Origin of the sequence: Cupriavidus sp. SIMBA_020, assembly GCF_046535395.1 — a bacterium.
Lineage (GTDB): Bacteria > Pseudomonadota > Gammaproteobacteria > Burkholderiales > Burkholderiaceae > Cupriavidus > Cupriavidus campinensis.
The window spans coordinates 53,841-68,902 of record NZ_JAWRWU010000002.1 but is presented as its reverse complement, the minus strand read 5'-3'; the positions used below and the strand labels follow the sequence as shown (position 1 = coordinate 68,902).

The 15,062-nt window shown below is 65.7% G+C and carries 15 protein-coding genes and 1 tRNA gene; 8 read left to right on the top strand and 8 right to left on the bottom strand.

What is annotated here, in order from left to right; genetic code table 11:
• Positions 1-89 precede the first annotated feature (89 nt).
• Positions 90-1,493: a signal recognition particle protein gene (gene ffh, locus SB751_RS04460; RefSeq protein WP_144201312.1), complete on the top strand. Its 1,404-nt coding sequence runs from the start codon at positions 90-92 to the stop codon at positions 1,491-1,493.
• Between the two features lie 58 nt (positions 1,494-1,551).
• The gene (locus SB751_RS04455) at positions 1,552-2,094 is read left to right on the top strand and encodes a hypoxanthine-guanine phosphoribosyltransferase (protein WP_144201310.1); all 543 of its coding nucleotides are present in this window, start codon (positions 1,552-1,554) and stop codon (positions 2,092-2,094) included.
• A gap of 42 nt (positions 2,095-2,136) precedes the next feature.
• On the opposite strand, the gene SB751_RS04450 is transcribed toward SB751_RS04455, so the two are convergent.
• Genes SB751_RS04450 through SB751_RS04440 form a run of 3 tightly spaced genes read right to left on the bottom strand, consistent with a single transcriptional unit; the run spans position 2,137 to position 5,569 of the window.
• On the bottom strand, positions 2,137-3,063 hold the full coding sequence (locus tag SB751_RS04450; protein ID WP_144201308.1) for a 2OG-Fe(II) oxygenase: 927 nt from the start codon (positions 3,061-3,063) through the stop codon (positions 2,137-2,139).
• The gene (locus tag SB751_RS04445; RefSeq protein WP_144201306.1) at positions 3,060-3,815 is read right to left on the bottom strand and encodes a lytic transglycosylase domain-containing protein; all 756 of its coding nucleotides are present in this window, start codon (positions 3,813-3,815) and stop codon (positions 3,060-3,062) included. Before SB751_RS04445 ends, SB751_RS04450 begins: the two co-directional genes overlap by 4 nt.
• A gap of 32 nt (positions 3,816-3,847) precedes the next feature.
• Positions 3,848-5,569, bottom strand: coding sequence for a proline--tRNA ligase (locus SB751_RS04440; RefSeq protein ID WP_144201304.1), 1,722 nt, complete (start codon positions 5,567-5,569; stop codon positions 3,848-3,850).
• Between the two features lie 185 nt (positions 5,570-5,754).
• Between SB751_RS04440 and SB751_RS04435 the strand changes: the two genes are divergently transcribed.
• Together SB751_RS04435 and SB751_RS04430 are read left to right on the top strand one after the other, a co-directional pair.
• Positions 5,755-6,465: an RNA pyrophosphohydrolase gene (locus tag SB751_RS04435; RefSeq protein WP_144201302.1), complete on the top strand. Its 711-nt coding sequence runs from the start codon at positions 5,755-5,757 to the stop codon at positions 6,463-6,465.
• Positions 6,458-7,021 (top strand): CNP1-like family protein, encoded by a 564-nt coding sequence (locus tag SB751_RS04430; protein WP_144201300.1) that lies wholly within the window; start codon positions 6,458-6,460, stop codon positions 7,019-7,021. Before SB751_RS04435 ends, SB751_RS04430 begins: the two co-directional genes overlap by 8 nt.
• Before the next feature lie 114 nt (positions 7,022-7,135).
• On the opposite strand, the gene proB is transcribed toward SB751_RS04430, so the two are convergent.
• The 5 genes from proB to SB751_RS04405 all read right to left on the bottom strand — a co-directional run bounded on the left by proB (position 7,136) and on the right by SB751_RS04405 (position 10,725).
• Positions 7,136-8,254: a glutamate 5-kinase gene (gene proB / locus SB751_RS04425; protein ID WP_144201298.1), complete on the bottom strand. Its 1,119-nt coding sequence runs from the start codon at positions 8,252-8,254 to the stop codon at positions 7,136-7,138.
• A gap of 73 nt (positions 8,255-8,327) precedes the next feature.
• Entirely contained in the window at positions 8,328-9,443 is a 1,116-nt protein-coding gene (cgtA, locus tag SB751_RS04420) for an Obg family GTPase CgtA (RefSeq protein ID WP_144201295.1), read from the bottom strand.
• Positions 9,444-9,539: 96 nt separating this feature from the next.
• Positions 9,540-9,800: a 50S ribosomal protein L27 gene (gene rpmA / locus SB751_RS04415; RefSeq protein ID WP_061955320.1), complete on the bottom strand. Its 261-nt coding sequence runs from the start codon at positions 9,798-9,800 to the stop codon at positions 9,540-9,542.
• 53 nt (positions 9,801-9,853) lie between these two features.
• On the bottom strand, positions 9,854-10,165 hold the full coding sequence (gene rplU, locus SB751_RS04410; protein ID WP_006576525.1) for a 50S ribosomal protein L21: 312 nt from the start codon (positions 10,163-10,165) through the stop codon (positions 9,854-9,856).
• Between the two features lie 275 nt (positions 10,166-10,440).
• The gene (locus tag SB751_RS04405; RefSeq protein WP_144201293.1) at positions 10,441-10,725 is read right to left on the bottom strand and encodes a hypothetical protein; all 285 of its coding nucleotides are present in this window, start codon (positions 10,723-10,725) and stop codon (positions 10,441-10,443) included.
• Here SB751_RS04405 and SB751_RS04400 point away from each other — a divergent pair.
• The 4 genes from SB751_RS04400 to SB751_RS04385 all read left to right on the top strand — a co-directional run bounded on the left by SB751_RS04400 (position 10,703) and on the right by SB751_RS04385 (position 15,061).
• Positions 10,703-11,632 (top strand): polyprenyl synthetase family protein, encoded by a 930-nt coding sequence (locus tag SB751_RS04400; protein ID WP_144201291.1) that lies wholly within the window; start codon positions 10,703-10,705, stop codon positions 11,630-11,632. The genes SB751_RS04405 and SB751_RS04400 overlap by 23 nt on opposite strands.
• Positions 11,633-11,681: 49 nt before the next feature.
• Positions 11,682-11,758 (top strand) — tRNA-Pro (locus tag SB751_RS04395).
• Between the two features lie 273 nt (positions 11,759-12,031).
• Positions 12,032-13,759, top strand: coding sequence for a type IV-A pilus assembly ATPase PilB (pilB, locus tag SB751_RS04390; RefSeq protein ID WP_144201289.1), 1,728 nt, complete (start codon positions 12,032-12,034; stop codon positions 13,757-13,759).
• Between the two features lie 36 nt (positions 13,760-13,795).
• Positions 13,796-15,061 carry a type II secretion system F family protein gene (locus SB751_RS04385; RefSeq protein WP_144201287.1) on the top strand — a complete coding sequence of 422 codons (1,266 nt, stop codon included), beginning with the start codon at positions 13,796-13,798 and terminating at the stop codon, positions 15,059-15,061.
• Position 15,062 lies beyond the last annotated feature (1 nt).

Sequence of the window (15,062 nt, the reverse complement as noted above, 5' to 3'; positions counted from 1 at the left end):
CCTCGTGCCCTTGTCCGTGATGCCTCACGACAACGCCACGCGCGCACCCCATCCACGCCGATTCACGAGCCGAACTCCTCCCCACTGCCATGCTGGATAACCTCACACAACGCCTGGCGCGGGTCGTCAAGACCATGCGCGGCGAGGCCCGACTGACCGAGGCCAACACCGCCGAGATGCTGCGCGAAGTGCGCCTTGCCATGCTCGAAGCCGACGTGGCACTGCCCGTGGTGCGCGAGTTCGTCGCCCGCGTCAAGGAAAAGGCGCTCGGCGAGGAAGTCGTCAGCAGCCTCACCCCGGGCCAGGCCCTTGTTGGCGTGGTCCAGCGCGAGCTGACCGCGGTCATCGGCGGCGACGAAGCCGTCGACCCCAAGCCGGGCGAGCAGAAATCGGGCGAACTGAACCTGAACGTCCAGCCGCCGGCGATCATCCTGATGGCCGGCCTGCAGGGCGCGGGCAAGACCACCACCTCCGGCAAGCTCGCCAAGTGGCTCAAGGAGAACAAGAAGAAGAAGGTGCTGACGGTGTCGTGCGACGTGTATCGCCCCGCCGCCATCGCCCAGCTGCGTACGGTGTCCGAGCAGGTTGGCGCCGACTTCTTCCCGTCCGAGCCCGACCAGAAGCCCGTGGACATCGCCCGCGCGGCGCTGGACTGGGCCCGCAAGCACTACCACGACGTGCTGATCGTCGATACGGCCGGCCGGCTCGGTATCGACGAGGCGATGATGCAGGAAATCGCCGCGCTGCACGCCGAACTGAAACCGGTGGAAACGCTGTTCGTGGTGGACGCCATGCTCGGCCAGGATGCCGTGAACACCGCCAAGGCGTTCAACGACGCGCTGCCGCTGACCGGCGTGGTGCTGACCAAGCTCGATGGCGACGCGCGCGGCGGTGCCGCGTTGTCTGTACGTCACATTACGGGCCGTCCGATCAAGTTCGTGGGGGTGGGCGAGAAGCTCGACGGCCTGGAGCCGTTCTACCCCGACCGCATGGCCCAGCGCATCCTGGGCATGGGCGACATCCTCGCGCTGGTGGAAGAAGCCCAGCGCGGCGTGGACATGGACGCCGCCGAGAAGCTCGCCAAGAAGATCAAGAAGACCGGCGGGTTCGATCTCGAGGACTTCAAGGCGCAGATCGGCCAGATGAAGAAGATGGGCGGCATCGGCAGCCTGGTGGACAAGCTGCCGGCCCAGTTCGCCCAGCAGGCGCAGGGCGCCAACATGGATCAGGCCGAGAAGTCGGTGCGCCGCATGGAGGGCATCATCAACAGCATGACCGCCGCCGAGCGCGCCAAGCCGGAGCTGATCAAGGCCAGCCGCAAGCGCCGCATTGCGGCCGGCGCCGGCGTGCCGGTGCAGGAAGTGAACCGCCTGCTGAACCAGTTCGAGCAGATGCAGGGCATGATGAAGAAGCTCAAGGGCGGCGGCATGATGAAGATGATGCGCCAGATGGGCGCGATGAAGGGCGGCATGAAGGGCCTGTTCAACCGCTAGATCCCGCCCAAACCGCCCCACCCGCCCGGACCCACAGATAGATAAGGACAGAGACATCATGATGACCGCCGACCAGGCCCGCGAACTCTGGGCCAGCTCCGAGGAAATCGTCAGCGCCGCCGAAGTGCAGGAATCGCTGAACCGCATGGCCGACGACATCACCGCGCGCATGGGCGATGCCTTCCCGCTCGTGCTGTCAGTGATGGGCGGCGCGGTGGTCTTCACCGGCATGCTGCTGCCGAAGCTCCAGTTTCCGCTGGAATTCGACTACATCCACCTGTCGCGCTACAACAACAAGACGGTAGGCGGCGAGATGCAATGGCGCGTGGCGCCGCGCGAATCGGTCAAGGACCGGGTGGTGCTGGTGCTGGACGACATCCTCGACGAAGGCGAGACCATGGCGGCCATCCGCGAGCGCATCCTGGACATGGGCGCCAAGGAATTCCACGCCGCCGTGCTGTGCGAGAAGACCCTGGCCAAGGCCAAGCCGATGCATCCGGACTTCTGCGGCTTCAAGGTGCCGGACCGCTATGTCTTTGGCTGTGGCATGGATGTGAAGGGCTACTGGCGCAACCTCGGCGCCATCCGCGCGCTGGTCTGATTCCCGGACTGGCCTGATACGGCGCGCGGCCGTCCGTCGGACTCAGCTTCCGACCCGGTACGGCCGCTCGCGCAGCCACTTGGTGGCAATCCACTTCTCCCCCGACACCACCGGCATGCCGCCGTGCAGCGTGCGGTCGTCCAGCGTGCCGTCCGGCAGCCTGTAGCTGAAGAACACCGCATTGCCCTTGACCGGGGCCACATCCAGCCCGATACGCGGGAAGGTGGTGGCGCCGCCGGCGGGCGTGCTGTTCAGGTAGATCACCAGCGTGGCCACGCGCTGGCCGCCCACGGCCATCTGGCGCGCCTCGCCCGGATTCTTCGGATTGAAATAGTCGTAGTGCGGCTGGTATTCGGCGCCGGGCTTGTAGTTGAGCACCTGGAAGCCCTCGCCGTGCTCCATCGGCACGCCGGTCACGGCGGCGATGCGCGCCTCCAGCACTTCGAGCAGCGGGTGCTCGCCGACCTGGAACATCGCGCCGGTACTGGTGCGGGCCTCGTGGACGTTCTCGTCGCCCGTGGCGGGATTGACCACGGACGAGCGCTGCATGCGGTCACGCGAGAGCGCCACCATGGCGTCGCACTCGGCCTCGCTGAGCAGGCCCTGGAGCAGCATCACGCGCGGCGCCTCGATGCGGAACAGCACCGGGATGTCCCGGCCCGCGTCACGGATGGCGTTGCCGGCGGGGTCCGGGCCCACCATGTCCGACTTCGGCCGTGCCCTGGCGGCGGGCGCCTTGGTGGCACCGGCGGCATCGGCGGCGGCCGGGTGCGGCTGGCCCAGCGCGTCAGCCACCATCGCCCGGGCGAAGGTGGCATCGTAGCCGGCGCGCTGCATCGACAGCACCAGCGCATCGGCTTTGAATCCCTGCTTGATATGGCGGGCCAGCCAGCGCTCCAGCTCCGGCGAGGAGGCGTGGTAGCCCTGTTTCCCGGCGGCCCCGGCATCGGTGCGGGAGTCGAATGTCATGACGGATTGGCCAGTCGCTGCGGCGAAAACGGGTTGCGCGCGGGAGACTCCGGCGGCAGGCGGCGCGAGGCAGCCGGGGCCGGCACGGTGGCCGCGCCCGGGTCGCCGGCGATCGTCACCGTCGATTCCGAGTACTGCCAGCGCTTCCACGCCCCCAACACGGCGTTGGGGTACTCCGGGCGGCCACGGCTGCCGTTGTAGCGGCCGAGCGCCAGGAACAGGTCGCCGTTCTCGCGGTCCAGGTAGTGGCGCAGGATGGTGCAGCCGTAGCGCAGGTTGCTCTGGAGGTGGAACAGCTTGCGCACGTCGCCATCGCCGATGGTGCGCACCCAGAACGGCATGACCTGCATCAGCCCGCGTGCATCGGCCGAGCTGATCGCATATTTCCGGAATCCGCTTTCCACCTGGACCAGCCCCAGCACCAGCGACGGCTCCAGCCCGGCCCGCTTGGCCTCGTAGTAGACCGTCTCGATCAGTTCCACGCGGATCTGCGGCTCGGGAATCCGGGATTCGAGCCGGCGCGACATCTCGCCCAGCCATTTCAGGTAGCCGAGCCGCTCGCCGCCCGAGGCGAACGCCGGCCGGACCGGCCGGCCATCGGCAATGGCCGCCGCCAGCGCGCCGCGCACGGAGTCGGCCAGCGCCTCCTCCTTCTGCGCCCCCGCATGGGCCGTGGCCGCCGCAGCGGCCAGCAGCAGGCCGCCGGCCAGCGCGGGCCAGCGGCGGGGGGTGAACAGGCGTAACGCGCGCATCGGCTTCCTTTTCCTTACATCAACAGCGGATTTCAGCTGGCCAGCCGGCTGCGCACATGGCCCACCACGTCAGCCACGGCCACCGGGGTGGCCTGGGCGTCGCGGCGGCCCTGGTATTCGACCTTGCCTTCCTTCAGGCCACGGTCGCCCACCACCACGCGGTGCGGCACGCCAATCAGTTCCCAGTCGGCAAACATCACGCCGGGGCGCTCGCCACGGTCGTCCAGGATCACATCGACACCGGCCGCCAGCAGTTCGGCATGGATGCGGTCGGCTTCCGCGCGCACGGCTTCGTTGCGGTCGTAGCCGACCGGGCAGACCACCACCGCAAACGGGGCGATGGCGGCCGGCCAGATGATGCCGCGCTCATCGTAGTTCTGTTCGATGGCGGCGCCAAGAATCCGCGTCACGCCAATGCCGTAGCAGCCCATCTGCATCGGCTGGGTCTTGCCGTTCTCGTCGAGGTAGGTGGCGCTCATCGACTCCGAATACCGGGTGCCGAGCATGAACACGTGGCCCACCTCGATGCCCCGGCAGATTTCCAGCGTGCCCTTGCCGTCCGGGGAGGCGTCGCCGGCCACCACGTTGCGCAGGTCCGCCACCATCGGCTCGGGCAGATCGCGGCCCCAGTTCACGCCGGTGTAGTGGTAGTCGCGGTCATTGGCGCCACAGCAGAAATCGGCCATGTTGGCTACCGTGCGGTCCGCCACCAGCTTCACCGGCTTCTTCGTGCCGATCGGGCCGAGGTAGCCCGGGGGGCAGCCGAAGGTGTCGACGATCTCGTTTTCGGTCGCGAAGCGGAAATCGAGCAGGCCGGGCACCTTCGACGCCTTGACCTCGTTCAGTTCGTGGTCGCCACGCAACAGCAGCAGCCAGATCTCGGCGCCGGCGTCGGTGTCCTTGGCCAGCACGATCGACTTCACCGTGCGCGCCAGCGGAATATTCAGGAATTCCGCCACTTGCTCGCACTTGGCCTTGCCCGGCGTGTGGGTCTTGGCCATGGCCTCGGCCGGCGCGGGGCGGGCGGCGGCCAGCGGCAGGGCCTCGGCAGCCTCCATGTTGGCGGCGTAGTCCGAGGTGGGGCAGTAGACGATGGCGTCCTCGCCGGTATCGGCAATCACGTGGAATTCGTGCGAGCCCGAGCCGCCGATGGCGCCGTTATCGGCCGCCACGGCACGGAATTCCAGCCCGAAACGCTGGAAGATGCGCGTGTAGGTGTCGTACATGTTGCGGTACGACGCCTTCAGGCCGTCCAGGTCGCGGTCGAAGGAATAAGCGTCCTTCATGGTGAACTCGCGGCCGCGCATGATGCCGAAGCGGGGCCGGCGCTCGTCGCGGAACTTGGTCTGAATCTGATAGAAGTTGACCGGGAGCTGCTTGTAGCTGCGGATGTCGCTGCGGGCGATGTCCGTGACCACTTCCTCGGAGGTAGGCTGCATGACGAAATCGCGCTCGTGGCGGTCTTTCAGGCGCAGCAGCTCGGGGCCCATCTTGTCCCAGCGGCCGGTCTCCTGCCAGAGTTCGGCCGGCTGGATCACGGGCATCGACAGTTCCAGGGCGCCAGCGCGGTTCATTTCCTCGCGGACGATGTTCTCCACCTTGCGGATCACGCGCAGCCCCACCGGCATGTAGCTGTAGATGCCGGCGCCGACCTTTTTGATCATGCCAGCCCGCATCATGAGTTTGTGCGACACGATTTCCGCGTCGGCGGGGGCTTCCTTGAGGGTGGAAATGAAGAATTGCGAGGCTTTCATCCGTTGCTTTCTCGTGAGTCGGGCAGTGCCCGGCAGCGCCGGCCTGGCCAGGCGCGGCATTTCATTTGGCGGGACGCGCCGGAAACTGCCCTTCCCGCTCGGGGAAAACCAGCATTCCCGGCGTCAGGCCGACCCGCGCGCTTCCTTTATAATCGACGTAATTCTAAAGGATTCGAGGTGCAGTCATGCTCGATCGTGAAGGCTTTCGCCCGAACGTCGGCATCATCCTCATCAACGCACGTAACGAGGTTTTCTGGGGCAAGCGAATCGGCGAACACTCCTGGCAGTTTCCGCAGGGCGGCATCAAGTACGGCGAGACGCCGGAACAGGCCATGTACCGCGAGCTGCAGGAAGAAGTCGGCCTGCTTCCGGAGCACGTCAGGATCGTCGGTCGCACGCGCGACTGGTTGCGTTATGAGGTGCCGGACAAGTTCATCCGCCGCGAAATCCGCGGCCACTATAAGGGCCAGAAGCAGATCTGGTTCCTGTTGCGCATGGTCTGCCGCGATTGCGACATCCACCTGCGTGCCACGGACCATCCCGAATTCGACGCCTGGCGCTGGAGCCAGTACTGGGTGCCGCTGGACGCGGTCATCGAATTCAAGCGCGATGTCTACCAGATGGCGCTGACCGAGTTGTCGCGCTTCCTGAACCGTGGCCGCGCGCCGCTGAGCCCCTACGGCACCCATGGCCACCATGGTTTCCCCGGGAATCACGGCCACCCCGGCCACAACGGGCACCATGGCGGCGAAAGCCGGCATGGGGACGCGCCACGCCCGGAGCAGCCAGTGGCCGTGTCCGGTGCCGTGCCTGAGACCGCCGCCACGGCGATCCAGGAAGCCGTGCCCGCTTCGCCGGCCAGCCCGGCACCTACCCAACGGAGTTCCGATGACTAGTTTCACCGGCCGGCGCGTACGCGCCGGTCTGTTGCTTGCCGCAGCCTGCCTGGCGCTGGCCGGCTGCAAGACCACCAGCAAGGGCCTGCCCGAGGAAGAGTCGGGCTTTGTCAATCCGTTCGAGGAAAGGGCCTTCAAGGAATCCGAGATCGGCCTGCCGCCGCCGCCCAAGGATGCGGACCTGATTCCGTTCTCGGTCAACGGCAGCGGAGAATTCCGCTTCGCGGTGGACAGCAAGTCCATCAGCGTGGGGCCGGACCGGGTGGTGCGCTTCACCGTCGTCATCACCAGCCCGGGCGGCGCCCGCAACGTGAACTTCGAGGGCATGCGCTGCGACGCCTTCGAGCGCAAGCTCTACGCCACGCTGCCGCAGGGCGCCACCGAGTGGATTCCGAACCGCGCCGACGACCGCGACACCTGGTACCGGATGCAAACCCGCTCCCGCAACGCCTACTCGGCCACGCTGGCGACCGATTTCTTCTGCGAAGGCCGCACCGTGGCCGGCACCCCGGAGAAGATGATCAAGGACCTGCGCGCCTACGCGCCCAGCCGCTAGGCCGCTAAGCCGCTAGGCCGGCACCCCGGCAAGGCTGGAATGCAAAACGGCGAGGCCCCAGGGCCTCGCCGTTTTGTATGGTCTTGCTTGGTTTTGCTTGGGGCCTCGTAGAAATCAGACGAGTACGAGGTTGTCCCGGTGAATCAGCTCCGGCTCGTTCAGGTGGCCCAGCACCGATTCGATCTCGGACGACGGCTTGCGGGCAATCAGCCGCGCCTCGGCGCTCGAATAGTTGGTGATGCCGCGCGCCACCTCGTGGCCGGCCGGGCTCACGCAGGCGATCACTTCGCCACGCGCAAATTCGCCCTGCACTTCCACCACGCCAATCGGCAGCAGCGACTTGCCGCCACTGATCAGCTTCTCCACCGCACCATTGTCGATGACCACCCGGCCGCGCAGCTGCAAGTGATCTGCCATCCACTGCTTGCGCGCGGTCAGGCGGCCTGTCGGCGCCAGCAATTGGGTGCCGATGGCCTCGCCTTCGGCCAGCCGGCCCAGCACGTCGGCCTCGCGGCCCGAGGCGATGGTGGTGTGCGCGCCGGACTTCGCCGCGCGCTTGGCCGCCAGGATCTTGGTCAGCATGCCGCCCCTGCCGATCGACGACCCGGCGCCGCCCGCCATGGCTTCCAGCTCCGGCGTGCCGGCCAGCGCCTCGTCCACGAACGTGGCGTTCGGGTCCTTGCGCGGATCGGCGGAGTACAGCCCGCGCTGGTCGGTCAGGATGACCAGCGCATCGCCTTCGATCAGGTTGGTGACGAGCGCGCCCAGCGTGTCGTTGTCGCCGAACTTGATTTCGTCGGTCACGACCGTGTCGTTCTCGTTGATGATCGGCACCACGCCAAGCGAGAGCAGCGTCAGCAGCGTGGAGCGGGCGTTCAGGTAGCGTTCCCGGTCGGCCAGGTCGGCGTGAGTCAGCAGCACCTGGGCGGTGCGGATGCCGTAGCGCCCGAACTGGCTCTCGTAGACCTGGGCCAGCCCCATCTGCCCGACGGCGGCGGCGGCCTGCAACTCGTGGATTTCCTTGGGCCGGCGCACCCAGCCCAGGCGCTGCATGCCCTCGGCGATGGCGCCGGAGCTGACCAGCACCACCTCCTTGCCCGCGCCGCGCAGCTTGGCGATCTGGGCCGCCCAGCGCGCGATGGCGTCGTGGTCCAGCCCTTTCCCATCATTGGTGACCAGGCTCGAGCCTACCTTGACGACGATGCGTTTTGCCTGGGCGATGACCGATTGCATGGCGAGGATCCTGTCTCCGGGTGCCGGGTGTTCTGGTTATTCTGCGGTGCTGGCTGGCCCTCGCCGCGAGGCGTCAGGCCTGGTTGCCCTGGTCGCCGGCGCCGGCATCGGGCGCCACGTTGTGCAGGCGGTCGTCCAGGCGGATATCGGGCTCGGCCAGCGCGGCGGCCTCCTCGGCCTTGATCGCGGCCAGATGGTCCTTGATCGCGTAGATCAGTTCACGGCAGCCCTCGCCGGTCAGCGCCGAAATGTGGAATACCGGTCCCTTCCACTTGTAGCGCTTGACGAAGTCCTTCACGCGCGTGGCGCGCTCTTCGTCGGGCACCACGTCGAGCTTGTTCAGCACGAGCCAGCGCGGCTTCTCGTACAGCGTTTCGTCGTACTTCTTCAGCTCATTGACGATGGCGCGCGCCTCGGCCACCGGATCGACGTTCTCATCGAACGGGGCGATGTCCACAATGTGCAGCAAGAGGCCCGTGCGCTGGAGATGGCGCAGGAACTGGTGACCCAGGCCGGCGCCTTCGGCGGCGCCTTCGATCAGGCCGGGGATGTCCGCCACCACGAACGACTGCTCGTGATCCACGCGGACCACGCCCAGGTTCGGATGCAGCGTCGTGAACGGATAGTCGGCCACCTTGGGCCGCGCGTTCGAGATATGCGAGATGAACGTCGACTTGCCCGCGTTCGGCATGCCGAGCAGGCCCACGTCGGCCAGCACCTTGAGTTCGAGCCGCAGCATGCGGCGCTCGCCGGGCTTGCCGTCCACCTGCTGGCGCGGCGCGCGGTTGGTACTCGACTTGAAGTGGAGATTGCCCCAGCCGCCCATGCCGCCTTCGGCCAGGCACACGGTCTGGCCGTGCTCGGTCAGGTCGGCGATGACCTCGCCGGTGTCCATGTCCATGATCAGCGTGCCGACCGGCATGCGCAGCGTGACGTCCTCGCCGGCAGCGCCGTAGCAGTCCGAGCCACGGCCGTTCTCGCCGTTACGCGCCACGTGCTTCTTGGAATAGCGATAGTCGATCAGGGTATTGATATTGCGGTCGGCCTGCGCGAACACGCTGCCGCCCCGCCCGCCGTCACCGCCATCGGGGCCACCGAAGGGCACAAACTTCTCGCGCCGGAACGACGCACTCCCGTTGCCGCCATTGCCGGCAATCGCCTCGATTCGGGCTTCGTCGATGAACTTCATATTGGTCTTCCCAGATGGATCGGGCCGGCTTTATTCATGCCAGAAATGAAAAGGCCCCGCAAGTGTTGCGGGGCCTTCGGGCTGCAAAGGCTGTTATCAGGCCGCCGGAACGACGCTGACTTGCTGCTTCTTGGCAGCGCCCTTGACGGCGAACTGCACGTGGCCGTCCACCAGCGCGAACAGGGTGTGGTCCTTGCCGATACCCACGTTGTCACCAGCGTGCACGCGGGTGCCGCGTTGGCGAACGATGATGCCGCCGGCGTTGATGGCCTGGCCACCGTACACCTTCACGCCCAGACGCTTCGATTCCGAATCACGGCCGTTCCGCGTGGAACCGCCGCCTTTTTTCTGTGCCATGTCTTAACTCCTGTTTACCTGATTGCGTTGAATGCCTGATGTCCGAGCAATGCTCAGGCAACGATGGCTTCGATGCGCAGTTCGGTGTAATTCTGACGATGGCCCTGGCGCTTCTGGTAGTGCTTGCGACGGCGCATCTTGAAGATCTTCACCTTGTCGTGACGACCTTGGGAGATCACGGTAGCCTTGACGGAAGCCCCGCTCACCAGCGGCGTACCAAACTTGATTTGGTCGCCGGCGCCCACTGCGAGCACCTGGTCCAGCGTGATTTCTGCGCCAATGTCTGCCGGTATCTGTTCTACTTTAAGTTTTTCGCCAGCAGCAACCTTGTATTGCTTGCCGCCGGTTTTTACGACCGCGTACATTGTCGAACCTCTCGATGTGAATGAAACGTTGAATGCTGCCCCGGTATCTCACGGGACCGGCGCCGTTTCGTGCGCCGACTTGCTGCTTTGCCGTCCGGCGATTCGCCCGTATACAGCGCAAACCAACCGAAGGAACCGGCGATTGTAGACCAGTTTTCCCGAAAGCGCAAAGGGCGTGATACGGAAAGGTCAAAGAAAAGCCAACGGAAACAAATAGATAGCCCGCCGGAGCGTTGCGCAGCGGCGACTGACGCACTTCGCGCCGGGGATGCGGGTCAGGTCAGGTCGGCGAGCAGGAACCCGGCAAGGGCGGCAAACGCCACCCACCAGGCGGTGCGGCGGACCTGCCGACGGGTGGCAGGGGCCTTGTTCATGCCGTCATTATAGATAGGCGCCGCCCCTTCCGGGGCGTTCCGGCCGCATGCCAGCGGCCATGGCGACACCGCGATCGCATATAATCCTCCGGTTTTGCGAACCGGTGATTCCATCTTGTCCCAGTCTTCCGCCACTGCCTTGCTTGCCCCGGTCGCTGCCGACATGCGCGCCGTCGATGCCGTCATCCGGCGCCGCCTGTCCTCTGAAGTGCCCCTGATCGAGCAGATCGGCGAATACATCATCGGTGCTGGCGGCAAACGGCTGCGTCCAGTCATCCTGCTGCTTTCGGCGCGCGCGTTCGGCTACGACGGCCATCGCCATCACGAACTCGCCGCGGTGGTGGAGTTCATCCACACCGCCACGCTGCTCCACGACGACGTGGTGGACGAATCCGAGCTGCGCCGTGGCCGCCAGACCGCCAACGCGGTGTTCGGCAACGCGGCCAGCGTGCTGGTGGGCGACTTCCTCTATTCGCGCGCCTTCCAGATGATGGTGGAAGCCGGCAGCATGCGCATCATGGAGATCCTCTCCAATGCAACCAACGTGATTGCCGAGGGCGAGGTCCTGCAACTGCTGAACATGCACGACCCGGACGTGACCGTGGAGCGCTACCTCCAGGTCATCCGCTACAAGACCGCCAAGCTGTTCGAAGCCTCCGCGGAACTGGGCGCGGTGCTGGCCGGCGCGGATCCCGCCATGGAAGAAGCCGCAGCCGAGTACGGCCGCCGCATCGGCACGGCATTCCAGCTGATCGACGATATGCTCGACTACACGGCCAGCGCCGAGCAGATGGGCAAGAACGCCGGCGACGACCTGCGCGAAGGCAAGCCCACGCTGCCACTGCTGCACCTGCTCGAGCACGGCACGGCGGAACAGCGCGAACTCGCACGCGAGGCCATCGTCGAAGGCGGGACGGAACACTTTGATGCAGTCTTCTCGGCCATTCACGCCAGCGGCGCGCTGGAGGTGACGTTCGCCGCCGCCCAGCGCGAAGCGGAAGCCGCGGAAAAGGCAGCAATGCAATTTCCCTCTTCCCAACTGAAGGAAACGCTGATACACTTGTGTGCTTTCTCGCTGCAACGTCAGTCGTAACAACGCACCGACAAGTCAGCGCGAAAAAACCCTAGCAGTACCAAGAAATCGGGGTGTAGCTTAGCCTGGTAGAGCGCTACGTTCGGGACGTAGAGGCCGGAGGTTCGAATCCTCTCACCCCGACCAGATTTCGATGTCATGCGCCAGCGTGATGTCCACGAAAAAGCCGCACAGCAATGTGCGGCTTTTTTCGTTTCCCGCCCCCCTTCTCCTTCCCCCGCGCAAGTAGGGTTGCGGACGTGTCGCGCAAACGCCAACGCGCCCGCCCCGTCGCTTTACAAAAAGTGACCCCGACGGCAAACTGCCCCGGTCCGGGACCCTTTGCACCCGATCCCGCCGCAGTCAAACGCGCCGCCGGCCGGCTTCATCCGATCGTGCGCTTATCGCTCGTATTTCGCCATGACACTAGGCCTTGCGCTCGCCCAGAGCCGACGGATCGCCCCCGCGCTACTCGCGCAGCTTGAGCAATCGGCCCGGGAGAAGAAGTCGCAGCTGATTGACGAGATCATCGGCAGCGGCACCATGTCTGCCCACGACGTGGCCATCTTCGCCGCCGACAAGTACCAGTTGCCGCTGCTGGACCTGGCCCAGTACAACCTCAACCGCGTGCCGCCCGCGCTGGCCGGCAACCGCGAATTCCACGCCCACCGCCTGCTGCCGCTGGGCCGCCGTGAGAACCGGCTCATCGTGGCGCTGTCCGACCCGACCAACCAGGCCGGTGTGGACGCCATCAAGCAGAAGTTCAACCTGCCGGTGGAAACCGTGGTGGTAGAGCACGACAAGCTGATGAAGCACGTGCGCGCCGCCGGCGAGGCGCTCGGGACGATGAAGAACATCTCCCCCGTGACGCCCACCGCCACCAAGATGATCGAGTACGACCCGGTGGCCGCTGCGGCCGGCGCCCGCAAGGGCACGCCGGGCAACGAAATCGACGATGCCCCCGTGGTGCGCTTCCTCCAGAAGCTGCTGACCGAAGCCTTCCAGCGCGGCGCATCGGACTTGCACTTCGAGCCCTTCGAGTTCTTCTACCGCGTGCGCTTCCGCGTGGACGGCGTGCTGCAGGAAGTGGCGCGTCCGCCGCTCGATATCCGCGACAAGATCGCCACCCGGATCAAGGTGCTGTCGCGCCTGGACATCTCGGAAAAGCGCGTGCCGCAGGACGGCCGCATGAAGCTGCTGCTCTCGCTGCCCAAGGACAAGGACGCCAAGGAGGTCATCGAGAAAGCGATCGACTTCCGCGTCTCCACGCTGCCCACGCTGTTCGGCGAGAAGATCGTGATGCGGATTCTGGAATCCTCGTCCGACAAGCTCGACATCGACCAGCTCGGCTACGAGCCCGCGCAGAAGGCGCTGCTGCTGGAGGTGATCAAGCGGCCGTACGGGATGGTGCTGGTCACCGGCCCCACCGGCAGCGGCAAGACGGTGTCGCTCTATACGTTCCTGAACATGCTGAACCAGGGCGACATCAATATCTCCACGGCCGAGGATCCGGCGGAAATCCAACTGCCCGGCATCAACCAGGTGAACGTGAACGACAAGGCCGGCCTGACCTTCGCGGCGGCGCTGAAGTCGTTCCTGCGGCAGGATCCGGACATCATCATGGTCGGCGAAATCCGCGACCTGGAAACCGCCGATATCTCGATCAAGGCCGCCCAGACGGGCCACCTGGTGCTCTCCACGCTGCACACCAACGACGCCCCGACCACGCTCACGCGCCTGATGAACATGGGCGTGGCGCCGTTCAACATCGCGTCGTCGGTGCTGATGATCACGGCGCAGCGGCTGGCGCGCCGGCTCTGCACCTGCAAGCGTGCGGGCGACATTCCCAAGCCGGCCCTGCTCGACGCCGGCTTCACCGAGGCCGACACCGACGGCAGCTGGCAGCCCTACCACCCGGTGGGCTGCGAGCGCTGCAATGGCAGCGGCTACAAGGGCCGCTGCGGTATTTACCAGGTCATGCCGATTACGGAAGCCATGCAGCAGATCATTCTGTCGCACGGCACGGCGCTGCAAATCGCCGAGCAGGCGCGCCGGGACGGCGTGCTATCTTTGCGGGAATCTGGCCTGCTCAAGGTCAAACAGGGCGTCACGTCACTCGAAGAAGTGCTGGCGACCACCAATACGTAAAACAATAGTCAATAGACATTAGTCGGGGGTCAAATCATGGCGACGCGCGCACCAGCGGCGGGCGCCCGGACGGCAGCGCCGTCGCGGGCCAAATCAGGGCGGAAGGCGCCCACGCAATACATCTTCGAGTGGGAAGCCAAGGACCGGAAGGGCAAGGGCTTCAAGGGCGAGCAACGGGCCGAAAGCCAGGCGGAGGTCGTCGCCACGCTGCGCAAGCAGGGGCTGACCGTCGTCAAGATGAAGAAGCGCAAGGCGGCGCGCGGCAAGAAGATCACCGAGAAGGATATTGCGTACTTCACGCGCCAGCTCTCGACCATGCTCAAGGCCGGCATTCCGCTGCTGCAATCGATCGACATCATCGCGCGCGGCCACGCCAACCCCAATTTCACCCAGCTGCTGTCCGACATCCGCTTCGACATCGAGGCCGGCAGCAGCATGGCCACGGCGTTCCGGCGCCAGCCGAAGTACTTCGACACGCTGTACTGCAACCTGATCGACGCGGGTGAGCAGGGCGGTATTCTCGATGCCCTGCTGGAGCGCCTTTCGCTCTACATGGAAAAGACCATCGCGCTGAAGAGCCAGATCAAGTCCGCGATGATCTACCCGATCTCGGTGCTCTGCGTGGCCTTCGCCGTGACCGTGGTGCTGATGCTGTTCGTGATTCCGGCGTTCAAGGGCGTGTTCTCGAGCTTCGGCGCCGCCCTGCCTGCGCCGACGATGGTCGTGATCAACATGTCCGACTTCTTCGTCACGTACTGGTATCTGGTGATCGGGATACCGATTGCCTCGATCATCTTCTACATCCGGGCGCGCAAGACCTCCGAAAAGGTCCAGCGCTGGCACGACAAGGCACTGCTGAAGCTGCCGATCTTCGGCAGCCTGTTCCGCAAGGCCGTGATCGCACGCTGGACCCGCACGCTGGCCACGATGTTCGCCGCCGGCACGCCGCTGGTGGAGTCGATGGAATCCGTGGCCGGCGCCGCCGGTAACTGGCTGTATTACGATGCCACGCGGGAAATCGAACAGGCCGTGCGGATCGGTACCAGCCTGACCAACGCCATGCAGGCCACGCACGTGTTCGACAACATGGTGCTCCAGATGACGCAGATTGGCGAGGAGTCTGGCGCGCTGGACAACATGCTGCTCAAGGTGGCGGAATTCTACGAGCGCGAGGTCGATGACGCCGTGGCGGCCATCTCCAGCCTGATCGAGCCGCTGATCATCGTGATCCTGGGCGTGCTGATTGGCGGCATGGTGGTGGCGATGTACCTGCCGATCTTCAAGCTGGGCCAGGTGGTGTGAC

What these genes read in the sequence shown, in the direction of transcription:
- ffh (WP_144201312.1), top strand. Translation starts at nt 90, where the DNA reads ATGCTGGATAACCTCACACAACGCCTGGCGCGGGTCGTCAAGACCATG.
- SB751_RS04455 (WP_144201310.1), top strand. Translation starts at nt 1,552, where the DNA reads ATGATGACCGCCGACCAGGCCCGCGAACTCTGGGCCAGCTCCGAGGAA.
- SB751_RS04450 (WP_144201308.1), bottom strand. Translation starts at nt 3,063, where the DNA reads ATGACATTCGACTCCCGCACCGATGCCGGGGCCGCCGGGAAACAGGGC.
- SB751_RS04445 (WP_144201306.1), bottom strand. Translation starts at nt 3,815, where the DNA reads ATGCGCGCGTTACGCCTGTTCACCCCCCGCCGCTGGCCCGCGCTGGCC.
- SB751_RS04440 (WP_144201304.1), bottom strand. Translation starts at nt 5,569, where the DNA reads ATGAAAGCCTCGCAATTCTTCATTTCCACCCTCAAGGAAGCCCCCGCC.
- SB751_RS04435 (WP_144201302.1), top strand. Translation starts at nt 5,755, where the DNA reads ATGCTCGATCGTGAAGGCTTTCGCCCGAACGTCGGCATCATCCTCATC.
- SB751_RS04430 (WP_144201300.1), top strand. Translation starts at nt 6,458, where the DNA reads ATGACTAGTTTCACCGGCCGGCGCGTACGCGCCGGTCTGTTGCTTGCC.
- proB (WP_144201298.1), bottom strand. Translation starts at nt 8,254, where the DNA reads ATGCAATCGGTCATCGCCCAGGCAAAACGCATCGTCGTCAAGGTAGGC.
- cgtA (WP_144201295.1), bottom strand. Translation starts at nt 9,443, where the DNA reads ATGAAGTTCATCGACGAAGCCCGAATCGAGGCGATTGCCGGCAATGGC.
- rpmA (WP_061955320.1), bottom strand. Translation starts at nt 9,800, where the DNA reads ATGGCACAGAAAAAAGGCGGCGGTTCCACGCGGAACGGCCGTGATTCG.
- rplU (WP_006576525.1), bottom strand. Translation starts at nt 10,165, where the DNA reads ATGTACGCGGTCGTAAAAACCGGCGGCAAGCAATACAAGGTTGCTGCT.
- SB751_RS04400 (WP_144201291.1), top strand. Translation starts at nt 10,703, where the DNA reads ATGCGCGCCGTCGATGCCGTCATCCGGCGCCGCCTGTCCTCTGAAGTG.
- SB751_RS04405 (WP_144201293.1), bottom strand. Translation starts at nt 10,725, where the DNA reads ATGACGGCATCGACGGCGCGCATGTCGGCAGCGACCGGGGCAAGCAAG.
- pilB (WP_144201289.1), top strand. Translation starts at nt 12,032, where the DNA reads ATGACACTAGGCCTTGCGCTCGCCCAGAGCCGACGGATCGCCCCCGCG.
- SB751_RS04385 (WP_144201287.1), top strand. Translation starts at nt 13,796, where the DNA reads ATGGCGACGCGCGCACCAGCGGCGGGCGCCCGGACGGCAGCGCCGTCG.